Here is a 17,775-nt window from a genome sequence, read left to right on the forward strand (position 1 = left end):
CGGTGGGCGCTGGCGGCGGCAACGGCATCGCCAACCCGCAGGGCGACACCGGCGGCAAGGTGGCGGGCATCGGCGCCACGCAGACGTCCGGCGCGGGCGCCGTGAACACCGGCCGCAAGCAGGCCGTCAAGGTGCCCCAGGTCGCGGACGCGGTGCCGGAAGTGGACAGCTCCGAGGTCAGCCCCAAGGACCTGGCCCGCTTCATCCAGCGCATGAAGGCGTCCATCCAGCGCTGCTACGAGAAGGAGCTCAAGCGCGACCCCACCCTCAAGGGCAGGGTGATGGTCCGCTTCAACCTCAAGCCGGACGGCCGCGCCGGCAACGTGGAGGTGGATGAATCCACCCTGCGCTCCGAGGGTGTCAGCAGTTGCATCATCACCACCATCCGCGGCTGGAAGTTCCCTTTCCAACCGAGTGACGACGTCCCCGTCAGCTACCCGTTCATCTTCTCGCCAGGGGAATAGGCTCGGCCTCCCGGACCTTCCGGAGGCACCGGACTCGCGGGGAGCACATGGAGAAGCTGGCTGTCATCGCCACATCCCCCCTCTTCGAGATGCTGGCCCCCGCGGAGCTCGCGCGGCTGGCGGAGCTGGCACGGCTCTACCGGTACTCGCACGGGGAGGTGGTGTTCGAAGAGGGCGACCTGGGCGACAGCCTCTTCGTCATCGTGCGCGGCCAGGTGGAGGTGGTGCGCCGCGGCACGGATGACGCCGTGAAGCCCCTCACCGTCCTGGGCCCGCCGGAGTTCTTCGGGGAGATGGGCCTCATCGACAAGGACCACCGCTCCGCCACCGTGCGCGCCCTGGGCGAGGTGGAGCTGCTCCAGCTCACCGCGCAGGATTTGCGGACCTTCCGGTTGGCGCACGCGGACGGCTTCACCTTCATCGTCGTGAACATCGCGCGCAGCCTGTCCGCCCGCCTGCGGGAGGCCAACGCCCGCCTGGCCCCCCAGGACTGAATTCCGGGTCTGGAAACCGGGCGCCGGGACGATGGGGCATTGCGTTGACACCCCACCCCCTCGCTCCTACGCTCGACCCACGAAGCTTGAAGTGGGGCCGGAAGGACTCGTGAAGCGCATGCGCACCCTGGGAATGCTCGTCGTCGTCGGAGGACTCGTCACCTCCGGGATGGCGCTCGCGCAGGCGCCCGCGCCGCCGCCGCGCCCCGCCGCCCCGCCCGCGCTGGACAAGGCCGGTGACGTGCCGGACAGCCAGAAGCTGGAGCGCAGCACGCAGGCCCTGGGCGGCATGCGCGAAGCGCTCCGCCAGGTGCTGGAGAAGGTGGAGGAGGCGCGGCGCACCAAGGACGTGGTGAAGCTCAACTGCGCCAACGAGAAGCTGACGCAGATCAAAGGCCTCCTGCGCATCTCCGAGCAGGCCGACGTGGCCCTCCAGGAGGCCGTCAGCAAGAGCGAGGCGGCGCCCGGCGAGCACGAGTTCACCAAGGTGATGATCGCCCAGCAGAAGGTGGGCCAGCTGCGCTCGGAGGCCGAGGAGTGCATCGGCCAGCTCGCCTTCCGCACCGACGAGAACCTCTTCGTGGAGGTGGAGGAGCCCGACAACCTGCCCGGCGGAGACCCCACGCGTCCCCCGCCGCCGCCGGACCTCATCGTGCGCCCTCCGCCCGCGAGCCCCGTGGACTGAGTGCCTGCGTCCTCCCACCTTCCCCGGTCCCGGCCCTGGACCGTTTGTTCCGACGGGGGAACCTGCGTGCTATGCCCGCCGTCCCACCGTCTGGAGCGCCGCTGACACCATGAAGCAGCCTGCTGGGACATTCCGTCTGGCCCTCGGGGCCCTGGCGCTCGCGGCGTTGCTGCCGCTGACGGCGTCGGCGCAGGCCTTCGCGGGGGGACGGCCTCCGGGTGGCAACGGCCTCAAGGTGGGCAACGGCCGGCTGCACCCGACGCTGGACCTGGAGACGCGGCTGGACAGCGGCGTGGGCTACTTCCGCGAGGCGGGCACGGGCCCCCTGTCGCCGGACCTGTCCGGGGAGCTGGCGCTGCACATCCGCCCCGGGCTGCTCTTGGACGTGCCGTCCCCGAAGCTGGCCATCGGGCTGCGCGCCAACCTGGACTACGTGGCCTACACGGGCCTCATCACGGCGGGCTCCGGCGCGGCGTCGCACCTGGAGGGCGCGGCGGACCTGTCGCTGCGCTTCGACCAGGAGAGCACGCTGTCCGTGGAGGTCGGCGACGAGCTGACGCGCTCGGACCGCACGCGCACGGCGGCGCTGGGCGCGGGCGTGCTCAGCCTCTTCAACGAGGCGCGCGTCAAGGCGCAGTGGAAGCCCGGCGGCGGCGCGCTGGAGGTGACGCCGTCCGCCGCGTACGCGATGGAGTTCTTCGAGCCCCTGGGCGGCATGGCCCCCGTGGGCTGCACCGACGCCGCGTGTGATCCGCTGGCCGCCAGCCAGTTCAACTACGGCAACCTGCGCGTGGGCGCGGAGGGCCGCTGGCGCTTCCTGCCCAAGACGGCGGTGGTGGTGGACACGGGCCTGGAGTACCGGGGCTACTTCAACGACACCACCACGCCCAGCGCGACGCTGCTGCACGGCATGGCGGGCGTGTCCGGCCTGGTGTCGCCGCGCATCACCCTGACGGCGAAGGCGGGCTGGAGCCAGAACCTGGGCGCGGGCGGCGGCGGCACCGTGGTGGCGCAGGTGGAGGGCACGTACCTGTGGGGCCCGTCGCTCACCGTGAAGGGCGGCTACCTGCGCGCCTTCGAACCGGTGGCCGCCTACGGCACCTTCCGCGACGACCGCGTCTACGCCGAAGCGCGCTCCGTCATGGGCAGCCGGCTCGCGCTGCACGCGACGGGCGCGCTGGACTTCCTCTCCTTCGCGGGCGGCCGGAGCGACACGCTGGTGACGCTGGACCTGGGGCCCGAGTATCAAATCCGCCCGTGGCTCGTGGGCGCGGTGGGCTACATGCTGGGCACCCGCTCCTCGTCGCTGGGCGCCGCCGGCCTCAACTACACCCGCCACGAAGGCTACGCGCGGGTGTCCGTCTCCTACTGAGGCCCGGGCCCATGCGCTCCTCGCGGCTCACCGTCCTGCTTCCGGCCCTCCTTCCGGCCCTCCTCGCGCTCCTCTGCGCGTGCCACGCGGACACGCGTCCGCCGCCCCCTCCGCCCACGCCCGCCGCGTCCACGGCGGCCGCGGCGACGTCCGGAGGCAACCTGGGCCCCGGGGACGTGGTGGAGGTGCGCGTCTTCCAGGAGCCCGAGCACTCCGGCACCTGGCGCGTGTCCCCGGAAGGCACCATCGACTATCCGCTGTGCGGCAAGGTGGCGCTGTCCGGCCGCACCGCCAGCGCCGCGGCGGACGCGCTGCGCGACTGCCTGGCGCGCTACCTGAGACACCCGCAGGTGTCCGTGCTGGTGCGGGAGTACAACTCGCAGAAGATCTTCGTCTTCGGCGAGGTGCAGAAGCCCGGCACCTTCCCCGTCACCGGCGAGATGTCCATCATCCAGGCGATTACGCTGGCCGGCGGCTTCACCAAGCTCGCGGCGAAGAACAACACGCTCGTCACGCGGGTCATCGACGGGCAGGAGCGCAAGATTCGCGTGCCCGTGGAGGACATCGGCGTGGGCCGGGAGCGCAACTTCCTGCTCCAGGCCGGCGACATCGTCTTCGTGCCGGAGAGCTTCTTCTAGTCGCGCGGCGTCCAGCCGATTTCGTCCAGGAAGCGCTTCGCCTGGGTCATGAGCTGGGGCGCCAGGTGCGCGCCGCTCGCCAGCACGTCGCCCTTGAGCACGTCGAAGGGCCGCCCGTCGATGTGCACGATGACGCCCCCGGCCTCCGCCACCAGCAGCCCGCCCGCGGCGATGTCCCAGGGCTTGAGGCCGAACTCGAAGTAGCCGTCGAAGCGGCCGGCCGCGACGTACGCCAGGTCCAGCGCCGCGCTGCCGGTGCGGCGCATGCCCTGCGCCAGCAGGATGAGCTGGGAGAAGAGGCCCACGGGCAGGTCCGGGCGCTCGCGCACGTCGTAGGGGAAGCCCGTGCACAGGAGCGCCCGCTCCAGCGTGTCCGTGGGGCTGGCCTTCAGGGGCACGCCGTTGAGCGTGGCGCCCTGCCCCTTCGCGGCGGAGAAGAGCTCGTCGCGCATGGGGTCGTAGACGGCGCCCGCGACGGTGCCCTCCGGCCCCTCCACCGCCACGCTGACGCAGAAGTGCGGTACCTGGTGTGAGTAGTTGGTGGTGCCGTCCAGCGGATCCACCAGCCAGCGGAAGGTGTCGCTGCCCTGCGACGCGCCGCTCTCCTCCGCGAGGATGGCGTGGTGCGGGTGGCGCTGGCGCAGGAAGTCCAGCAGCGCGGCCTCGGAGGCGCGGTCCGCGTCGGTGACCAGGTCGATGCCGCCCTTGAACTCGATGGTGCGGTGCTGCGGGAAGCGCTCCCGGAGGATGCGGCCGGCCATGCGCGCGCCCTCCTCCGCGGTGCGGCGCAGCGCGGCGGGCGTGTCCGGGTCGTGGGCCATGGATGCGGGGTCCTCGTGTGGAGTCAGGAGGCGGGCTCGGCGAGCAGCTGCTCAATCTCCGTCTGGAACTGCTGGAGGAACTCCTCGGCGAAGCCCTCGTGCACGTGGCGGATGACGCCCTTGCGGTCAATCAGGAAGGTGGTGGGCATCAGCCGCACCTTCAGCAGGCGCTCGGACACCAGCGCGTTGGCGTCCAGGAGGATGGGCACCTCCACCTTCGCCTCCTCCAGGAAGGTCGGGATGGCGCGCACGTCCTCGTCCACGTTGAGGGCGTAGGCCTTGAAGCCGCGCTTGCCGTATTCCTTCTGCAGCTGCGCGTACATGGGCAGCGCGTCCTTGCAGGGCTCGCACCATGTGGCCCAGACGTCCAGGAGGACGACCTGTCCCCGGTCGCTCTTCAAGTCGTACGGGGTGTTGTCCGGGTAGTGCTTCACCTGGAAGGACAGCGGCTGGCCCGTGCCCCGGCCCGACGACTCCAGGGCGGAGCTGCTGGAGCGCGGAGCCTCACCGGTCCGGTCCGTGAGCGGCGGCAGCGACGAAGGCGGCGACGAGGCACAGCCCAGGGCGAACGCCAGGGCCCCCAGCGAGAGCAGGAACGGACGGCGCATGGCTCAGGTCCCCTTCCCCGCCCGGGCCTTCAGGGCGGTGAGCAGCTTTTCAATGAAGCCCCCGAACGCGCCGTTGCTCATGACGAGCAGCACGTCGCCGGCCTTCGCCTCGGAGGCGACGCGGTCCACCAGCGTCTGCACGTCGGTGGCGCCGTCTGCGGCGATGCCCTGACCCTTGAGCGCCTCGATGAGCTTGGGGACGTTGAGCTCCTCGCCCTCGGGCACCTTGTCGTGGCGCTCGGGCACCTTGAGGCTGGCGCGCGCGGCGCCGGGGAAGGCGTGCGCGTAGTCCTCCTGGTGGATGTTGCGGCGGCTGGTGTTGGAGCGCGGCTCGAAGATGGCCCACAGGCGCCGGTCCGGGTAGCGGCGGTGGATGGCGGCGATGGTCTCCCGCACGGCGGTGGGGTGGTGCGCGAAGTCGTCCACCACGAGCACGCCGTCCACCTCCGCGCGCACCTCCTGCCGGCGCTTCACGCCCTGGAAGGTGGACAGGCCCTGCTGGATTTCAGCGAAGGAGAGGCCCAGGCCGCGCGCGGCGGCGATGACCGCGAGCGCGTTCTCCACGTTGTGCGCGCCGGACATGGGCAGCGTCACGGTGCCCAGGTCCTGCCCCTTCTCCAGGACGTTGAAGCGGGCGCCCTCCGGACCGAAGGAGAGGTTCTTCGGCGTGTAGTCCGCGTCCGCGCCCTCCCTGGCCACGTAGGTGATGACGGGCGCGGTGCCCTCGCGCGCGATGCGCACGGCGTTGGGGTACGCGGCGCAGACCACGAGCTGGCCGTCCTTCGGCACCAGGCGCACGAACTTCTCGAACGTGGCCTCGTAGTGCGGCAGGTCGCGGAAGATGTCCGCGTGGTCGAACTCCACGCTGGTGACGATGGCGGTGCGCGGGCGGTAGTGGAGGAACTTGGAGCCCTTGTCCCAGTAGGCGGTGTCGTACTCGTCGCCTTCGACGACGAAGTGCGGGCCCTTCCCCACGCGGTAGTTGCCCGCGTAGTTCTGGGTGACGCCGCCCACGAGGAAGGACGGGTCCTTGCCCGCGGACACCAGCACGTGGGCCATGAGCGAGGACGTCGTCGTCTTGCCGTGCGTGCCGGCCACGACGACGGAGTGCGAGTGGTCCAGGAAGAGCGAGCCCAGCGCCGCCGGGAAGGACATCTGCTTGAGGCCCCGCTCGCGCACGGCGGTGGCCTCCGGGTTCACCCGGCGGATGACGTTGCCGATGATGACCAGGTCCGGCTTCGCCGCGTCCAGGTTGGCGGGCGAGTACGGGCTGCTGGCGGGGATGCCCCAGGTGCGAAGCATGTCGCTCATGGGCGGGTAGACGTTCTCGTCGCTGCCGGTGACGTCGTAGCCGGCGGCCTTGAGCATGCCGGCGAAGGACCCCATGCCGGTGCCGGCCACGCCCACCAGGTGGATGCGGCGCACGGACTTCGGGTCGAGGGTGTCGAGGACGTTGCCGTTGTCGTCAGCCATGCTGCGGTTTCCTCAGGGGAGGACGTGGAGGTCGAGCGCCTCCACGACGAGCTCGTGGAAGGCGGGGCGGAAGTCGCGGATGCGCAGGTCCTGACGGCCCTGGGCCACGCGGTTGGTGATGAGCGCGACGACGAGCGACCGCCTCAGGTCCACCCAGAGGCTGGTGCCGGTGAAGCCCAGGTGGCCCACCGCGCCCGGAGGCGTGTCGCCGATGAAGCGGCCCGCGCTGGAATGTCCCTTCGACGGCGAGTCGAAGCCCATGGAGCGGGTGCTGCCCGCCACCAACGGATCCGTGGCGAGCGCGCGGTGCCACAAGGGTCCCGGAGCAATCGCGGGATGCGTGCCCGCGGCGCCCTCGAGCACGGCCTGGCCGAAGCGGGCCACGTCCACGGCGGTGCCGAAGAGGCCCGCGTGTCCCGCGACGCCGTCCAGCACCCAGGCGTTGTCGTCGTCCACCTCTCCGGGGCGGGACGGCCGGCACGGCACGTCCTTCCACAGCGACTCCTGGCCGGGCGCGGGCTCGCGGGGGCGCATGGCGCCGGTGGGCGCGGTGGCGCCGTCCACGGGGAAGTCGGTGAGGCGGTGGAAGCGGGCCTTCAAGTCCAGCGGCTCCGCGACGTGGCGGTGGAAGAGCACGTCCAGCGGTGCTCCACCGGCGCGGGCGAGGATGTCCCCCAGGAGGATGAAGCCCACGTCGCTGTACGCGGTCTTCGTGCGCACGGGCGCGTCCAGCGGCGTGGCGGCGGCGGCGTGCAGCACCTCCGCGTGGACCTGGGCGCGCAAGGTCGAGGGGCAGGCCGCGTCGAGCAGCTCCGGGTGGGCCTTGAGGGCGTCCGCGAAGAACGGGACGAAGGGAGGCAGGCCGGAGCGGTGGTAGAGCAGGTCCGCGACGGTGACGCCCGCGTCGCCCGCGGGCGAGCCGGGGAAGTAGCGGGACACGAGCGTGTCCGGGCCCACCTTGCCCTCGGTCCACAGGCGCAGGAAGAGCGCGGTGGTGGAGAGGACCTTCGTGAGGGACGCGAGGTCGAAGCGGGTGTCGCCCTTCACGTTGCCGGCGACGCCGCCGAAGACCTGCATGCCCTTGTGGAGCACCACGGCCTGGGCGGCGGGGAAGATGCCCAGCTCCACGCCGTCATCCAGCACGGCCTGGAGGTTGGCGATGGGGTGCTGGCTCATCCGGGGCTCACCGCGCCTTCGAGGAACGTGAGGCGCGCGGCGTCCGCGTCCAAGCGCACGTGGGTGCCCAGCGCCACGGGGTAGTTGATGGCGCCATGGCCAATGGGGAAGCCCGCGGCGCAGGGCAGCTTCGCGTCCCGGGCCAGCTCGCGGAGCACGTCCGCGCTGGCGTAGTTCGCGTCCTTTTCCTCGCAGGCGGTGAAGTCACCCAGGACGATGCCGCGCACGCGGGAGAAGACCCCGGCCAGCCGCAGGTGGGTCCACATGCGGTCGATGCGGTAGGGGCGCTCGGTGACGTCCTCCAGGAGGAGCACGGCGCCGTCGAGCGGCGGCAGGTACGGCGTGCCCAGGAGCCGGGAGAACACGGACAGGTTGCCGCCCACGAGGACGCCCTCGGCGGTGCCGGGGACGTAGGTGGCGGTGCCGGTGAGGGGCGGCGGGGCCTCCGCGGATTCGAGCAGGCGGAAGAGGTAGTCGTGGACCTGGGTGGACTGGCGGCCCAGCTGCGTGAGGACGGGCGCGTGGAAGGACACGCGGCCCAGGGCCTGGAGCGCGCAGTGGATGGACGTCAGGTCGGAGAAGCCGGTGAAGGAGACGGGGCCGGCCTTGTCGAGCGGCAGCTCCGGCAGGAGGCGCGAGCTGCCATAGCCGCCCCGAGCACAGAAGATGGCGCGGGTGGCGCGGTCGAGGAACGCGTGGGACAGCTCCTCCTGGCGGCGGGCGTCGTCCCCCGCGAGGTAGCGGTGCGCCGCGCCGATGTCGGGGCGGACCACCGGGCTGTAGCGCTCGGAGAGGATGCGCAGACCCGCCTCGAAGGGGGCCTGCTCGAAGGGGCCCGCGGGGGCGACGACCTGCACCGTGTCCCGGGGGCGGAGCGGAAGGGGCTTGAGCCAACGCACGCAGCGCTTCATAGCACCCGGTCCCGGGGCCACACGGGGTTTCAGGGAGGCCGTGCCCCGAAGCGTTGAGTACCGCAGGACGGAGGAACGAGGCCCCGTGGAGCGCTCGTCCGCCTGCCCGTCCGCAGCGACCTGCGCGAACTGGTCCGACTGTCGGACCAGTTGGGAGCCGAGCCGCCCTACCCCTGCGCGCTTCGTTCGAGCACCGCCGCGAAGAACCCATCCGTGCCGTGCCGGTGGGGGGTGACGAAGAGGAAGCCGTCCTGGAGGCACGCGTCCGGAAGCCAACCGGCGCCCGGAGTGAGGGCCCGGAAGTCCGGGCGGGAGCGGAGGAAGTCCGCGACCACGTCCTGGTTCTCCGCGCGGTTGACGGTGCAGGTCGCGTAGACGACCCGGCCGCCCGGGCGCACCACGTCCCCGGCCCGGGCCAGGATGTCTCGCTGGACGGCGGCGTGCTGGGAGAGCGACTCCGGGCTGAGCCGGAAGCGGAGGTCCGGCCCCCGGCGGAGGGAGCCCAGCTCGGAACAGGGAACGTCCGCGAGGACGCGGTCGGCGTTCAGCCCCGCGGAGGGAGGCGTCCTGAGGACCTGGACGCGGGTGAGCCCGGCGCGGGAGGCGCGTTGCTGGAGCCGGTCCAACCGCTCCGCATCCGGGTCGTAGGCGAGCAGCCGGCCGGAGTCCTTCATGGCGGCCCCCAGCTGGAGCGTCTTGCCCCCTGCCCCGGCGCAAAGGTCCAGCACGGTCTCCCCGGGCCGGGCCTCCACGAGGAGGCCCAGGAGCTGACTGCCCTCGTCCTGGACCTCGAACAGGCCCTCGCGAAGGGACGGCAGGGCGTAGAGGTTCGGCCGGGGCCCGTCGACGTGCAGGGCCAGGGGGCTCCAGGAACCAGGGCGGGTCGCGACGCCCTCGGAGGCCAGGCGTGCGGCCAGGGCCTCACGGGAGATGCGGGCCGGATTCACGCGGAGCGTGATGGGGCCCGGCACGTTGAGGTGGGCGCAGAAGGCCTCTGCATCCGCCCCCAGCTCCCGGGAGAAGTGGTCCGCGAGCCAGTCCGGCAGCGAAACCCGGAGCGCCAGCGTTGGGGGCGCCTCCGTGCGCAGCGGCACCGGAGCCGGGAGCCCCGCCCACGCCGCGGCCGCCGGAGCGGGAACGCCCACCAGGCCATGCAGGAGCGCGAAGAGGAGCTGGGACGGCGGCGCGTCCGGCGAGTCCAGGAGGAACCCCAGGCGGCGGCGCCAGAGCCCCACGTTGAAGACGGCCTCCTTCAGCGCCTGACGCCCATCGCGGGACAGGTCGCGGTGGGCCCGCAGGGTCCGGTCGAGGACGCGCTCGGCGGGGTCCCCCGAGAGGACACGGGCAAGCGCATCGGACACGACAGGGCCCAGACCCTCCAGTGCGGACCAGGGCTGAGCGGTGAGACGAAAGATCGGATCGAACAGGACAGTTGACAGGGCAGGCTCGGTTCTCTAGAAATCGCGTCCGTCACGGCAGCGCACCGCCGCGACGGGACATATTCCCCGATAGCTCAGCTGGTAGAGCGGGTGACTGTTAATCACCATGTCCGTGGTTCGAGTCCACGTCGGGGAGCTACTTGAAAGGCCCTGCCAACTGGCAGGGCCTTTTTGTTTAACACGGGCCTCGCGATGCATATCGCGGGGCCTTCGTGCTTAAGCCGCTGAATCCCAAGGGATTCTGGCTCGCGGTGATGAAGAGGGCGCTCTCGGCTCTCTACCCCGCAGAGCGAGATGCCCCCTCTCCTCCGCTTCCGATTGGGCCCTCTGGACCGCTCTTTCACCCGTTTTGGGGAGAGAGAGGCCGAGAGTGGTTAACAGGTTCAGTCAGCCAGTGGGGAGGCGGTTAACAACGTTCCCCTGGAGGCCCGCTCTTTCCGCTCTGAGGTTTCTGGGAAGGCGCCTCTCTCGGCTTTCTGGAGTCGCCTCTTGCCTGTTTTGCAGCTCCCTACAAAGGGGGCACGGTAATGGCGGTTGCAATGGGCTTCGGCTCCAGCAGCCCTCCGCCGCCTCTTCGCCGGGCACTCGCCCCTCCGCATCAGGCAGACGGCTCACCCGTCGTGCGGCTCATGAGAGCATCCCAGAACGCCAAGACTCCGCAGAGCGCTCGCCCTTCGTCGAGCTGCCGGACCCCACACGGGGGTCAGCCCCCAGAGGCCCCCGGGCCCGACGCCCCGCGCTGGAAGTTTACGGCCGCGTAGCCCTCCGCGGCAGCAGCTCCACTCACGGCGTTTCTCTCTGCCACGCAGACTCACAGAGGCGAGGTGGAAATGCAGTTGAGGTGGTCTGACAGCCCTCGCTGCCACCAGCATCAGAAACAGGCAGCCGTCGACACCTGCCACCGCCAGTACGGCTCCCGGCATCCAGGTTCTCGCTCCAACTCGCAGGTGAAGCGCCGAGCCACGCAGAGGAGTTCGGCGCCTACCACCAGCAGTCGGCTCTCATTCAAACTGAAGCGCTACCTCGACTGTCTTCGAGCCCAGAAGCCCCTTCTCTGGAACCACCAGCTTCAGTCCTGCGCCAACCACAGCATCAGGCACCTCGAAGGCCGTCTTTACCGTGCGCTTCACACCGGGGTTCAGCTCCGACAGGAGGAGGTCCTTTCGGCCCCCACTCATGGCGAGGGCGGTGTTCGCATGAGAAGAGGGCTTGAATTGGCGCCCCTTCGCATCAACGAGAAGAAAGTCATCGCTCACAACGGTGGCCGGAGCGTTGCCCAGGTTCTCGATGACGTAGGATACGACGACGAATAGCGCTCCCTCGGAGGCCTCTTCTTTGACGAACTGGTTCCCGACAGACGTGCGCGCCTGGGCCCCGCTGATGATGTAAGCGAAGTCGCCCAGCACGAAGCGCTCTCCGACGCGAGTCTGTCGGAGCAAGTCGAGCCGCGCCTGCTCCGCTGGCTCAAGCCGAGTCAGCAATGCGAGACGCTCGTAGCAGTCTCTCTCGTAGGACAAGTATGGCCGCTCGGGCGGCGTTCCACCTCCGCCAGGCACTCTCCATGACGTCGGCCCCTTCGCCTTCGCAGCAATCCGCGCGCGCAGGTATTCGGCAGTCCCCCGGTGCAGCACAGCAGCAAGAGCAGTGAAGTCATGCGGGACTGCGCCCTTCGCATACGGCGCCCAAAGTCCCTGGTTGGGCTCGCCCTTCACAGCGGCAAGGTGCGCGTCAAAGTTCTTCGTAAAGTCTGCTGGGAGATGCCCCACACGCGCGTAGACGAGAAACAGCTTTATTCCTGCGTCCTTGAGATTCTTCTCCTGGAGCATCCGCCCGAGATCGACAGGTGCGCCCCCCTCGGTCAGCAACTCCGACACGAACGTGAGAAATAGGTTCAAGTCGGCTCGCGGCCCAGTCCAGACAGCTTGATACGCAGTGTCGGCGGTGAGCTTGGCCTCCAGTTCGGGCACCTCGGCCGCCTTATGAGCTACAGGCGGCGCAGGCTCGGGCGGCAGTGCTGGCACCTCCGGAGCGTCATTGCGTCGCGCCGTGGCAGCAGGGGCTTGAGGTGAAGGGGCGGGACTTTCGCCCTTAGATTCATTCTTACAAGCCGACGTCGAGGCCGTCATGGCGACGAACGCGGCGGCAAGAACACCAGAATGCCGGGGCAGAAGTCGGGAAACAGACTGGCTGGCTCTGTTCATGGTGGCACCATATCCCAGAGCCCACGGTCCGCACCGCGAACTACACGCCAGCCGACGCCATCTGGCGCACGAAGAGCGGCAGCTTCAGCTCCGGGCCGGTACCGCTCCGCCTCCTTGAAGAACTGGATGAGCGACTGCGTCAAGAGCGACTCGCGCGACTGCATGTACCGGCGGGCCCGGAGGAAGGGCAGCCAGACCCGCTTGCCGACGCGCACCTGGGACTCTCCATCTTCTGCCGCAACACCCACGTCGCTCCCGGTCGCCACACCAGCACGTCCCCCAAGCAGGCTCCAGTGGTTCAAGGGCAGGAGGAGTGCAGCGCGTTCAAAGGCAGTGCCCAGCCTCTTCGTCCATACCCCTCAAGGGTGAGTCCCCAGCTCCTCGACGCCCCATGGAGGGCTCGCTACTGTCCCTCACGATGAGCGGCAGCTACTTCATGCCGCGCGGGGAATGCCCAATGCCCAAGAGGGTCCAGAGCGAGCTGAACGGCAGTGTGTTCGAGGCCTCTGACTTCCGCTGGGCGCTGCTCACCCTCAACCGGAAGCGGATGCTGACCGACGCCGAAATGGAGGCCTCCCCGGCCCAACGGCAAGAGCACGACGGCCTGGCCGCGTGGGCGCGGACCGAGAGGGGTTGGGTGCCCGTCCACGTACTGCAGCACCAAGAGCGGCCCAGTACGAATCACGAAGTTGCGATGGACGAATTCCGCCGGCTGGCAGGTGCGTACTTCCTGGAGCGCTGGGACGAACGGGGACAGGCATATGCCGCGCTGTCTGAGCTGCCCATCTGGTGGGCTCAACCGGGCTCTCCAGACTCCGAACCGAGCGGGCTCGTCGGAGCCATGCGATTTATGGCAGGAGAGGAATGGGGGGCGAGACGTGGCGTCATCGCACGTCGTGGCGGCGATGTGGTCGTCATCGATGAGGGGGGCGCGGTCCTCCGCCCAGATGATGTCGGGCCCCTGTCACCCCACGAGAACCATCCGCTGGTGGCCGCCGCCAAAGCCGCCGGCTACAAATTCGAGTAGGCACTTCTCACGAACGAAAGAGGACGGACACATGCAACTCCTCACGGCATCTCCCATCTCAGACGAATGCCGGCGGTACTGGGCCCTCGGTGGCATCCGGGCCGCACTCGACGCGCTCGTGCAGGACTCGCGTGCTGGGCGCATATCGACGGAAGACGCCGACGCCCTCTCCCTTAACTTCCCACTTCTCGCGCTGGAGGACTCCGCCCGCCGTACCGCATTCTCGCGGCTCCAAGACGCTACGCAGGATGACCGATTCATGGATGCCGTTCTCCACGTCACACGTGGCGACCTGGGGCTGGTCCCTCTCCTCCAGCGGCGCGCAGCGCAGTATTGGATGCGACTGGTCTACGACGCCACCGGGCAAACCAGCCACACCGTGGCTCCTGCCCTCGCCGACTCGCTGCGCGGCACGGAACTCCATGGCTACACGTGTGACGACGTCCGCCTGCCCGTCCGCGCGCTGCACCTCGTGGTGCCGCCCGACGCTGGGCTGGAGCTGCCCGACAACGACCGAGTTCGGTGGACGGCGACCGACCTCCTCATCGTCGAAGAGTCGGAGCCACGCATCTGGCGGCTGTGCCTGGAAGCGCCAACCGGAGAGGGGCGCTCTGCGCACGTCGTAACGATGGCGCTCCCTCGAAGGATGGCCCTCGATGCAGCCATGGCACAGCACGCGGAGAAGGCTGCCCGTGGCGCTGACTGGCGCCCGCTATGGACATGGGCACTCGGGGCGGTGCTGTCACTGACGCCGCCCGCCTCACAGGCCTAAGCTCGTGGACACAGGAACAGGGAGACTCAAATGCCGAGCGACAACGCACCTGGCTACTGGAAGCGAAGATTGGACGAGCTGGGTCAGCGCGACGGGGAGAACGAGGAGAAGGTGGTGGTTCCGGAGCAGGTCGAATGGGAGACGCGCCTGCCGCATGAGTCCGCAACCATGGGTACCGACATCTTCGCGTTCGACGGGGAGAACCAGTTGGGCAAAGCCTACTTGAGCGACAGGGCCGCGGGAGTCGCTTGGATTGAACTTCTCTACGTGATTCCACCGGCCCGCCGACAGGGGCTCGGAGCCAAGATTCTGCGCTTCGTGGAGGCTCACTGCTCCGCGCATGGGGTCCGGGAGATTCAGGGCGAGGTGTCTATCAACGACTACACGGTGACGGAGGAGGAGGTCGAGGAGACCGCCGCGTGGTTTGAAGAGCGAGGGTTCACTCGTCGAAAGGACGGAGAGGCGCATTGGGTCATTTCCAAAGCTATCAAGTAGACCCTCAGACGCAGTGGTTCCTCTAGCTTCGACCTCCTCCCAGCCGGTGAAGTGCAGTCAGGGCCGGTACCGCTCCGCCTCCTTGAAGAACTGCGTGAGCGAATACTCCAAGAGCGACTCGCGCGACTGCATGTACCGGCGGGCACGCAGGAAGGGCATCCAGACGCGCTGGCCGACGCGCACCTGGGATTCCTCGAGCTTCTGCCGCGGCACCCACGTGCCGCCCAGCCGCCGTACCAACATGCCGCCCAGGTAGGCCCCTAGGGCTGGCGCGGTGTGCTCGTCGATGAGCTCTCGCTTGTACCGCTCCGGGAAATTCTCCCGCCAGAAGTAGGCGTCGAGGTCCGTGAGGGACTCGGGAGTCGCGTCGAGGATACTGGGCACCTTCGTGTGAAGCGCAGCCACGAGACCTTCGGACAAGTCTCCGTAGGATTCGAGGACGCGCTCTGGATTCTCCACATCTGCGGGCAGGCCGACCGGGAGCCACTCCTCTGGCACCGGCGGCCGGAAAGCGTTGAGTTCGGCAATCTTTCGTTGCCGCTCGCTGATGGCGAACTCGTCCGGCAGCCGCGAGAGGAACGGCGCCACGTCGGGGTGGAATCGCGGCTCAACTGGGGCAAGCGCGGCGCTGCGCTCCTTCAGCGTGCGAAGCACCGTGTCGAAGTCGAGGTCCGGTCGCAGGTGGACGTGGGCTCGGGCCTGCACCCCACGCGCCTCCTCACTTGCGAACTCGGCAGCAGTCGGCCATAGCACCACGAGGACGGAGCCGTTGGGCAGCTCCTCCACGAGGTGCGCAGGCGTCGAGAGCATCCGCTCACGGCCTACGCTTTCCACGAGCTTGGGGCCGAAGACGTTCAGCCAGAACAGCTCATAGACCCTGTCGAACCCATCTCGCAGAGTCGCTTCGTCATCGCGACCAAAGTGGGGCGCGCCAGACAACTGATCATCTGCGGCACTATGAGCCATTGCAAAAGGGCTCGGATACTTCACAACCCAATCGCGAACCATATCCACAAACATGCGGCAGCATTCATGCCCATTGAAATACGACAGCGGCTGAACCTGCAGATTGAGGTTCAGTGACGGCTGATGGGTAGTCAGTCCCAAATATAGACTCAGAGAGGAGACCAAGGCCGAATCCGAGCGAAAGAGTTCAATGGATGTACTCTTCCCCTTTCGTCCCTCATCCAGGGCCTTCCAGAGCGAGGAGCGCGAGTACTTGCGTTGCCGTTTTCCCGCGATAGCAGTTGGCATCCAACTGCCCGCATTCTTCTCGAGGGACTGAAACAGGGACTCAAGCTCGCGCTCGACCGGCACTTGACGATCAAAAGAGCCCTCAAGGAAGAATCGAAGGCTGTCCCCGGCGTTCAGCTCTTGAAAGGTCGGTGCGTTCATTGGACCACGACCTCCACGCCTTCAACTTCCATCTTGACCTTTTTCATAGCATCCACCAGCGCTCTTGCTTCCAAAGGCCTAAGTGCACCACCCTCATAAACAAGTCGCACCCTCTGAACCTGTGCATCCATCTGCATTCCAGGCCTACGGATACTTAGCGTTTCGCCGTAATACAGCAGGGCACTGCTTGCGTCCGCAATCATCTGCGACGTGAGTTCCCCTCCCTTCAGAAGCTTCAGGTCCCGACTCTTGAGGCTGAACGTCTCCACACGAGGCGACGAGCCAGCAGTCGGCCCCTCTTCGATGACGAGCACGTCCGCGAAGCGAAGGTCGGCCTTCGCCACTCCCACGTGCGTCACGATGCGCGGCTGGTCGAAATCCTTGAGCCACTTCCGCTGCGCCCGCGGCAGGGCCGCATCCGCCTCCAGGGTGGCGACCATTTTCCGCTCGAAGGCCAAGCCCCGGGCGTACCTGTCACGAAGGAGCTGGTAGCCAGCCCACTTCAGCGGCCCCTTCTCCGCAATCCCCTTCGTGAGTTCCGCAGCCCGCGTCTCCAGGTACGCCACGTAGTCGGCCCAGAGGGTCTTCGCAGTGATTTCTGAGGGAGCCGCCCTCCGCAGAGCCTCGCGGTGCCTCGACAGCTCCGCCACGTTCATCGACAGGCGCTCCCCGGGAAACTCCGCCTCCAACTGCTTGAACTTCGCCTCCGCCACTTCCGCAGGAAGCCCGGCCGCCTCGGGAGGCACGGAGGGCCGAGTACCATCCCTTCTCCCGGCGCCCCCGCCGGTGGACGCAGCGCTCGGGGGCTCTCGGTACCTCACGGCCAACGTGGCCTGTGCCTGGGCAACGTTGCCTCGCGCCTCGTGAAGAGCCAGCGCGCCGGCTTCACCCCATTCCGCCACCAGAATCGCTGCGTCCCGGTCCTGCTGGAGGTAGCGCGCCAACTCCCCCACGACGCTCTCCCCGACGCGCGCCTCCATCCTCTCCAGCACCGCCTTCAGTGCCTCCGCGCGGGACACCACCGCCTGGAGGCGAGCGCGCTCCAGCCGGGAGATGCCCGCTTCACGAAGCGCGCGCGCCCCCTTCCCTCCCGCGTACAGGCCCACCATGAGGGCCGCGGGCGCCAACTGTCGCGTGGCCTCCTCGTACTCCCCCTTGGCGAGGGAGACGCTGCCCTGCGCCGTCCCCGCCACCAGGTGGTAGAAGCCCAGCGGCACGCCGAAGGTGAGGGAGTCAAAGGACGCCAGGGCCACGTTGCTGGGCGCGAAGGCCCCCAGGAATTGGGCGTTCTCCACCTCCTGGTACGCGTCCTGGTAGAGCGGTGGGAGCTGCGCGGGCAGGTAGGACGCCTCCACGCCCCGGAGCCCACCGACGACTGGAATGGAGGCCCTGACGTCATCCGCAGCCCTCCCCAGTCCCCGCGCGATGTCGCCAGCACGGAAGTCCCGCTCCGGGAAGTCGGTGAGGGCCATGCCTCGCTGCTTCAGCTCCTCGCGCACCACCTCCATGGCCCCCAGGGCGCGCTTGAGCAGCTTGTCCTCGGCCAACAGGCGCAAGAGCTGCCGCACCTCGTCGTCGTGGGTGGTGTGCAGGACGAAGAGGGCGAGGACTTCCGCCTTGGCCACGCCGTGCTTCTCCACGGCGGTGGAGAGGAAGGCCGCGCGCTTCTTGAGGAGGACGCGGGCGGCCTCGGCCTCCAAGGGGCCCAGGGCGCCCAACCGGACGGCGTTCCAGTCCGAGAGGGCCTCTACCAGCCGGGGCATGTCCGCCTGGCGCTGCAAGGCCAGGAAGGTCGCTGGCGTGG

General features: G+C 68.9%; 17 protein-coding genes and 1 tRNA gene. 9 read left to right on the top strand and 9 right to left on the bottom strand.

The annotated features are described in order from the left end of the window. The 5 genes from ACLEQD_RS16585 to ACLEQD_RS16605 all read left to right on the top strand — a co-directional run. On the top strand, positions 1-464 hold a 464-nt coding region (locus ACLEQD_RS16585; protein ID WP_410385149.1), incomplete at its 5' end, for a TonB family protein. Positions 465-511: 47 nt separating this feature from the next. Then, positions 512-958, top strand: coding sequence for a cyclic nucleotide-binding domain-containing protein (locus ACLEQD_RS16590; protein ID WP_410385150.1), 447 nt, complete (start codon positions 512-514; stop codon positions 956-958). 118 nt (positions 959-1,076) lie between these two features. Beyond that, positions 1,077-1,643 carry a hypothetical protein gene (locus ACLEQD_RS16595; protein ID WP_410385152.1) on the top strand — a complete coding sequence of 189 codons (567 nt, stop codon included), beginning with the start codon at positions 1,077-1,079 and terminating at the stop codon, positions 1,641-1,643. 109 nt (positions 1,644-1,752) lie between these two features. Then, positions 1,753-3,015: a hypothetical protein gene (locus tag ACLEQD_RS16600; RefSeq protein ID WP_410385154.1), complete on the top strand. Its 1,263-nt coding sequence runs from the start codon at positions 1,753-1,755 to the stop codon at positions 3,013-3,015. A gap of 11 nt (positions 3,016-3,026) precedes the next feature. Continuing rightward, the gene (locus tag ACLEQD_RS16605) at positions 3,027-3,653 is read left to right on the top strand and encodes a polysaccharide biosynthesis/export family protein (protein WP_410385156.1); all 627 of its coding nucleotides are present in this window, start codon (positions 3,027-3,029) and stop codon (positions 3,651-3,653) included. Here the strand turns inward: ACLEQD_RS16605 and ACLEQD_RS16610 are convergent. From ACLEQD_RS16610 to ACLEQD_RS16635, 6 genes are all read right to left on the bottom strand, one after another. Further along, entirely contained in the window at positions 3,650-4,474 is an 825-nt protein-coding gene (locus ACLEQD_RS16610) for an inositol monophosphatase family protein (protein ID WP_410385158.1), read from the bottom strand. The two genes, ACLEQD_RS16605 and ACLEQD_RS16610, sit on opposite strands and share 4 nt — an antisense overlap. Positions 4,475-4,497: 23 nt before the next feature. Beyond that, positions 4,498-5,082, bottom strand: a complete 585-nt coding sequence (locus ACLEQD_RS16615) for a TlpA family protein disulfide reductase (RefSeq protein ID WP_410385160.1) — start codon at positions 5,080-5,082, stop codon at positions 4,498-4,500. Between the two features lie 3 nt (positions 5,083-5,085). Then, on the bottom strand, positions 5,086-6,555 hold the full coding sequence (gene mpl, locus ACLEQD_RS16620) for a UDP-N-acetylmuramate:L-alanyl-gamma-D-glutamyl-meso-diaminopimelate ligase (RefSeq protein ID WP_410385161.1): 1,470 nt from the start codon (positions 6,553-6,555) through the stop codon (positions 5,086-5,088). Between the two features lie 12 nt (positions 6,556-6,567). Beyond that, positions 6,568-7,731: a serine hydrolase domain-containing protein gene (locus ACLEQD_RS16625; protein WP_410385163.1), complete on the bottom strand. Its 1,164-nt coding sequence runs from the start codon at positions 7,729-7,731 to the stop codon at positions 6,568-6,570. Beyond that, positions 7,728-8,642 (bottom strand): LD-carboxypeptidase, encoded by a 915-nt coding sequence (locus ACLEQD_RS16630; protein WP_410385165.1) that lies wholly within the window; start codon positions 8,640-8,642, stop codon positions 7,728-7,730. Before ACLEQD_RS16630 ends, ACLEQD_RS16625 begins: the two co-directional genes overlap by 4 nt. Before the next feature lie 167 nt (positions 8,643-8,809). Beyond that, on the bottom strand, positions 8,810-10,003 hold the full coding sequence (locus ACLEQD_RS16635) for an RsmB/NOP family class I SAM-dependent RNA methyltransferase (protein WP_410385167.1): 1,194 nt from the start codon (positions 10,001-10,003) through the stop codon (positions 8,810-8,812). A gap of 141 nt (positions 10,004-10,144) precedes the next feature. Here ACLEQD_RS16635 and ACLEQD_RS16640 point away from each other — a divergent pair. Next, positions 10,145-10,217, top strand: a tRNA-Asn gene (locus ACLEQD_RS16640). Between the two features lie 865 nt (positions 10,218-11,082). Here ACLEQD_RS16640 and ACLEQD_RS16645 read toward each other — a convergent pair. After that, positions 11,083-12,048 (bottom strand): DUF4352 domain-containing protein, encoded by a 966-nt coding sequence (locus ACLEQD_RS16645; protein WP_410385169.1) that lies wholly within the window; start codon positions 12,046-12,048, stop codon positions 11,083-11,085. Positions 12,049-12,739: 691 nt separating this feature from the next. Between ACLEQD_RS16645 and ACLEQD_RS16650 the strand changes: the two genes are divergently transcribed. From ACLEQD_RS16650 to ACLEQD_RS16660, 3 genes are all read left to right on the top strand, one after another. After that, the gene (locus ACLEQD_RS16650) at positions 12,740-13,309 is read left to right on the top strand and encodes a hypothetical protein (RefSeq protein ID WP_410385171.1); all 570 of its coding nucleotides are present in this window, start codon (positions 12,740-12,742) and stop codon (positions 13,307-13,309) included. A gap of 31 nt (positions 13,310-13,340) precedes the next feature. Then, positions 13,341-14,081 (top strand): hypothetical protein, encoded by a 741-nt coding sequence (locus ACLEQD_RS16655; protein WP_410385173.1) that lies wholly within the window; start codon positions 13,341-13,343, stop codon positions 14,079-14,081. Positions 14,082-14,150: 69 nt separating this feature from the next. Next, positions 14,151-14,576, top strand: a complete 426-nt coding sequence (locus ACLEQD_RS16660) for a GNAT family N-acetyltransferase (RefSeq protein ID WP_410385175.1) — start codon at positions 14,151-14,153, stop codon at positions 14,574-14,576. Positions 14,577-14,633: 57 nt separating this feature from the next. Here ACLEQD_RS16660 and ACLEQD_RS16665 read toward each other — a convergent pair whose 3' ends face one another. Beyond that, the gene (locus tag ACLEQD_RS16665; protein WP_410385177.1) at positions 14,634-15,971 is read right to left on the bottom strand and encodes a hypothetical protein; all 1,338 of its coding nucleotides are present in this window, start codon (positions 15,969-15,971) and stop codon (positions 14,634-14,636) included. Continuing rightward, positions 15,968-17,775, bottom strand: a 1,808-nt coding sequence (locus tag ACLEQD_RS16670) for a hypothetical protein (RefSeq protein WP_410385179.1), incomplete at its 5' end; no start/stop codon positions are given. The genes ACLEQD_RS16665 and ACLEQD_RS16670, both read right to left, overlap by 4 nt.

This window comes from Corallococcus sp. 4LFB, assembly GCF_046520365.1.
Lineage (GTDB): Bacteria > Myxococcota > Myxococcia > Myxococcales > Myxococcaceae > Corallococcus > Corallococcus caeni.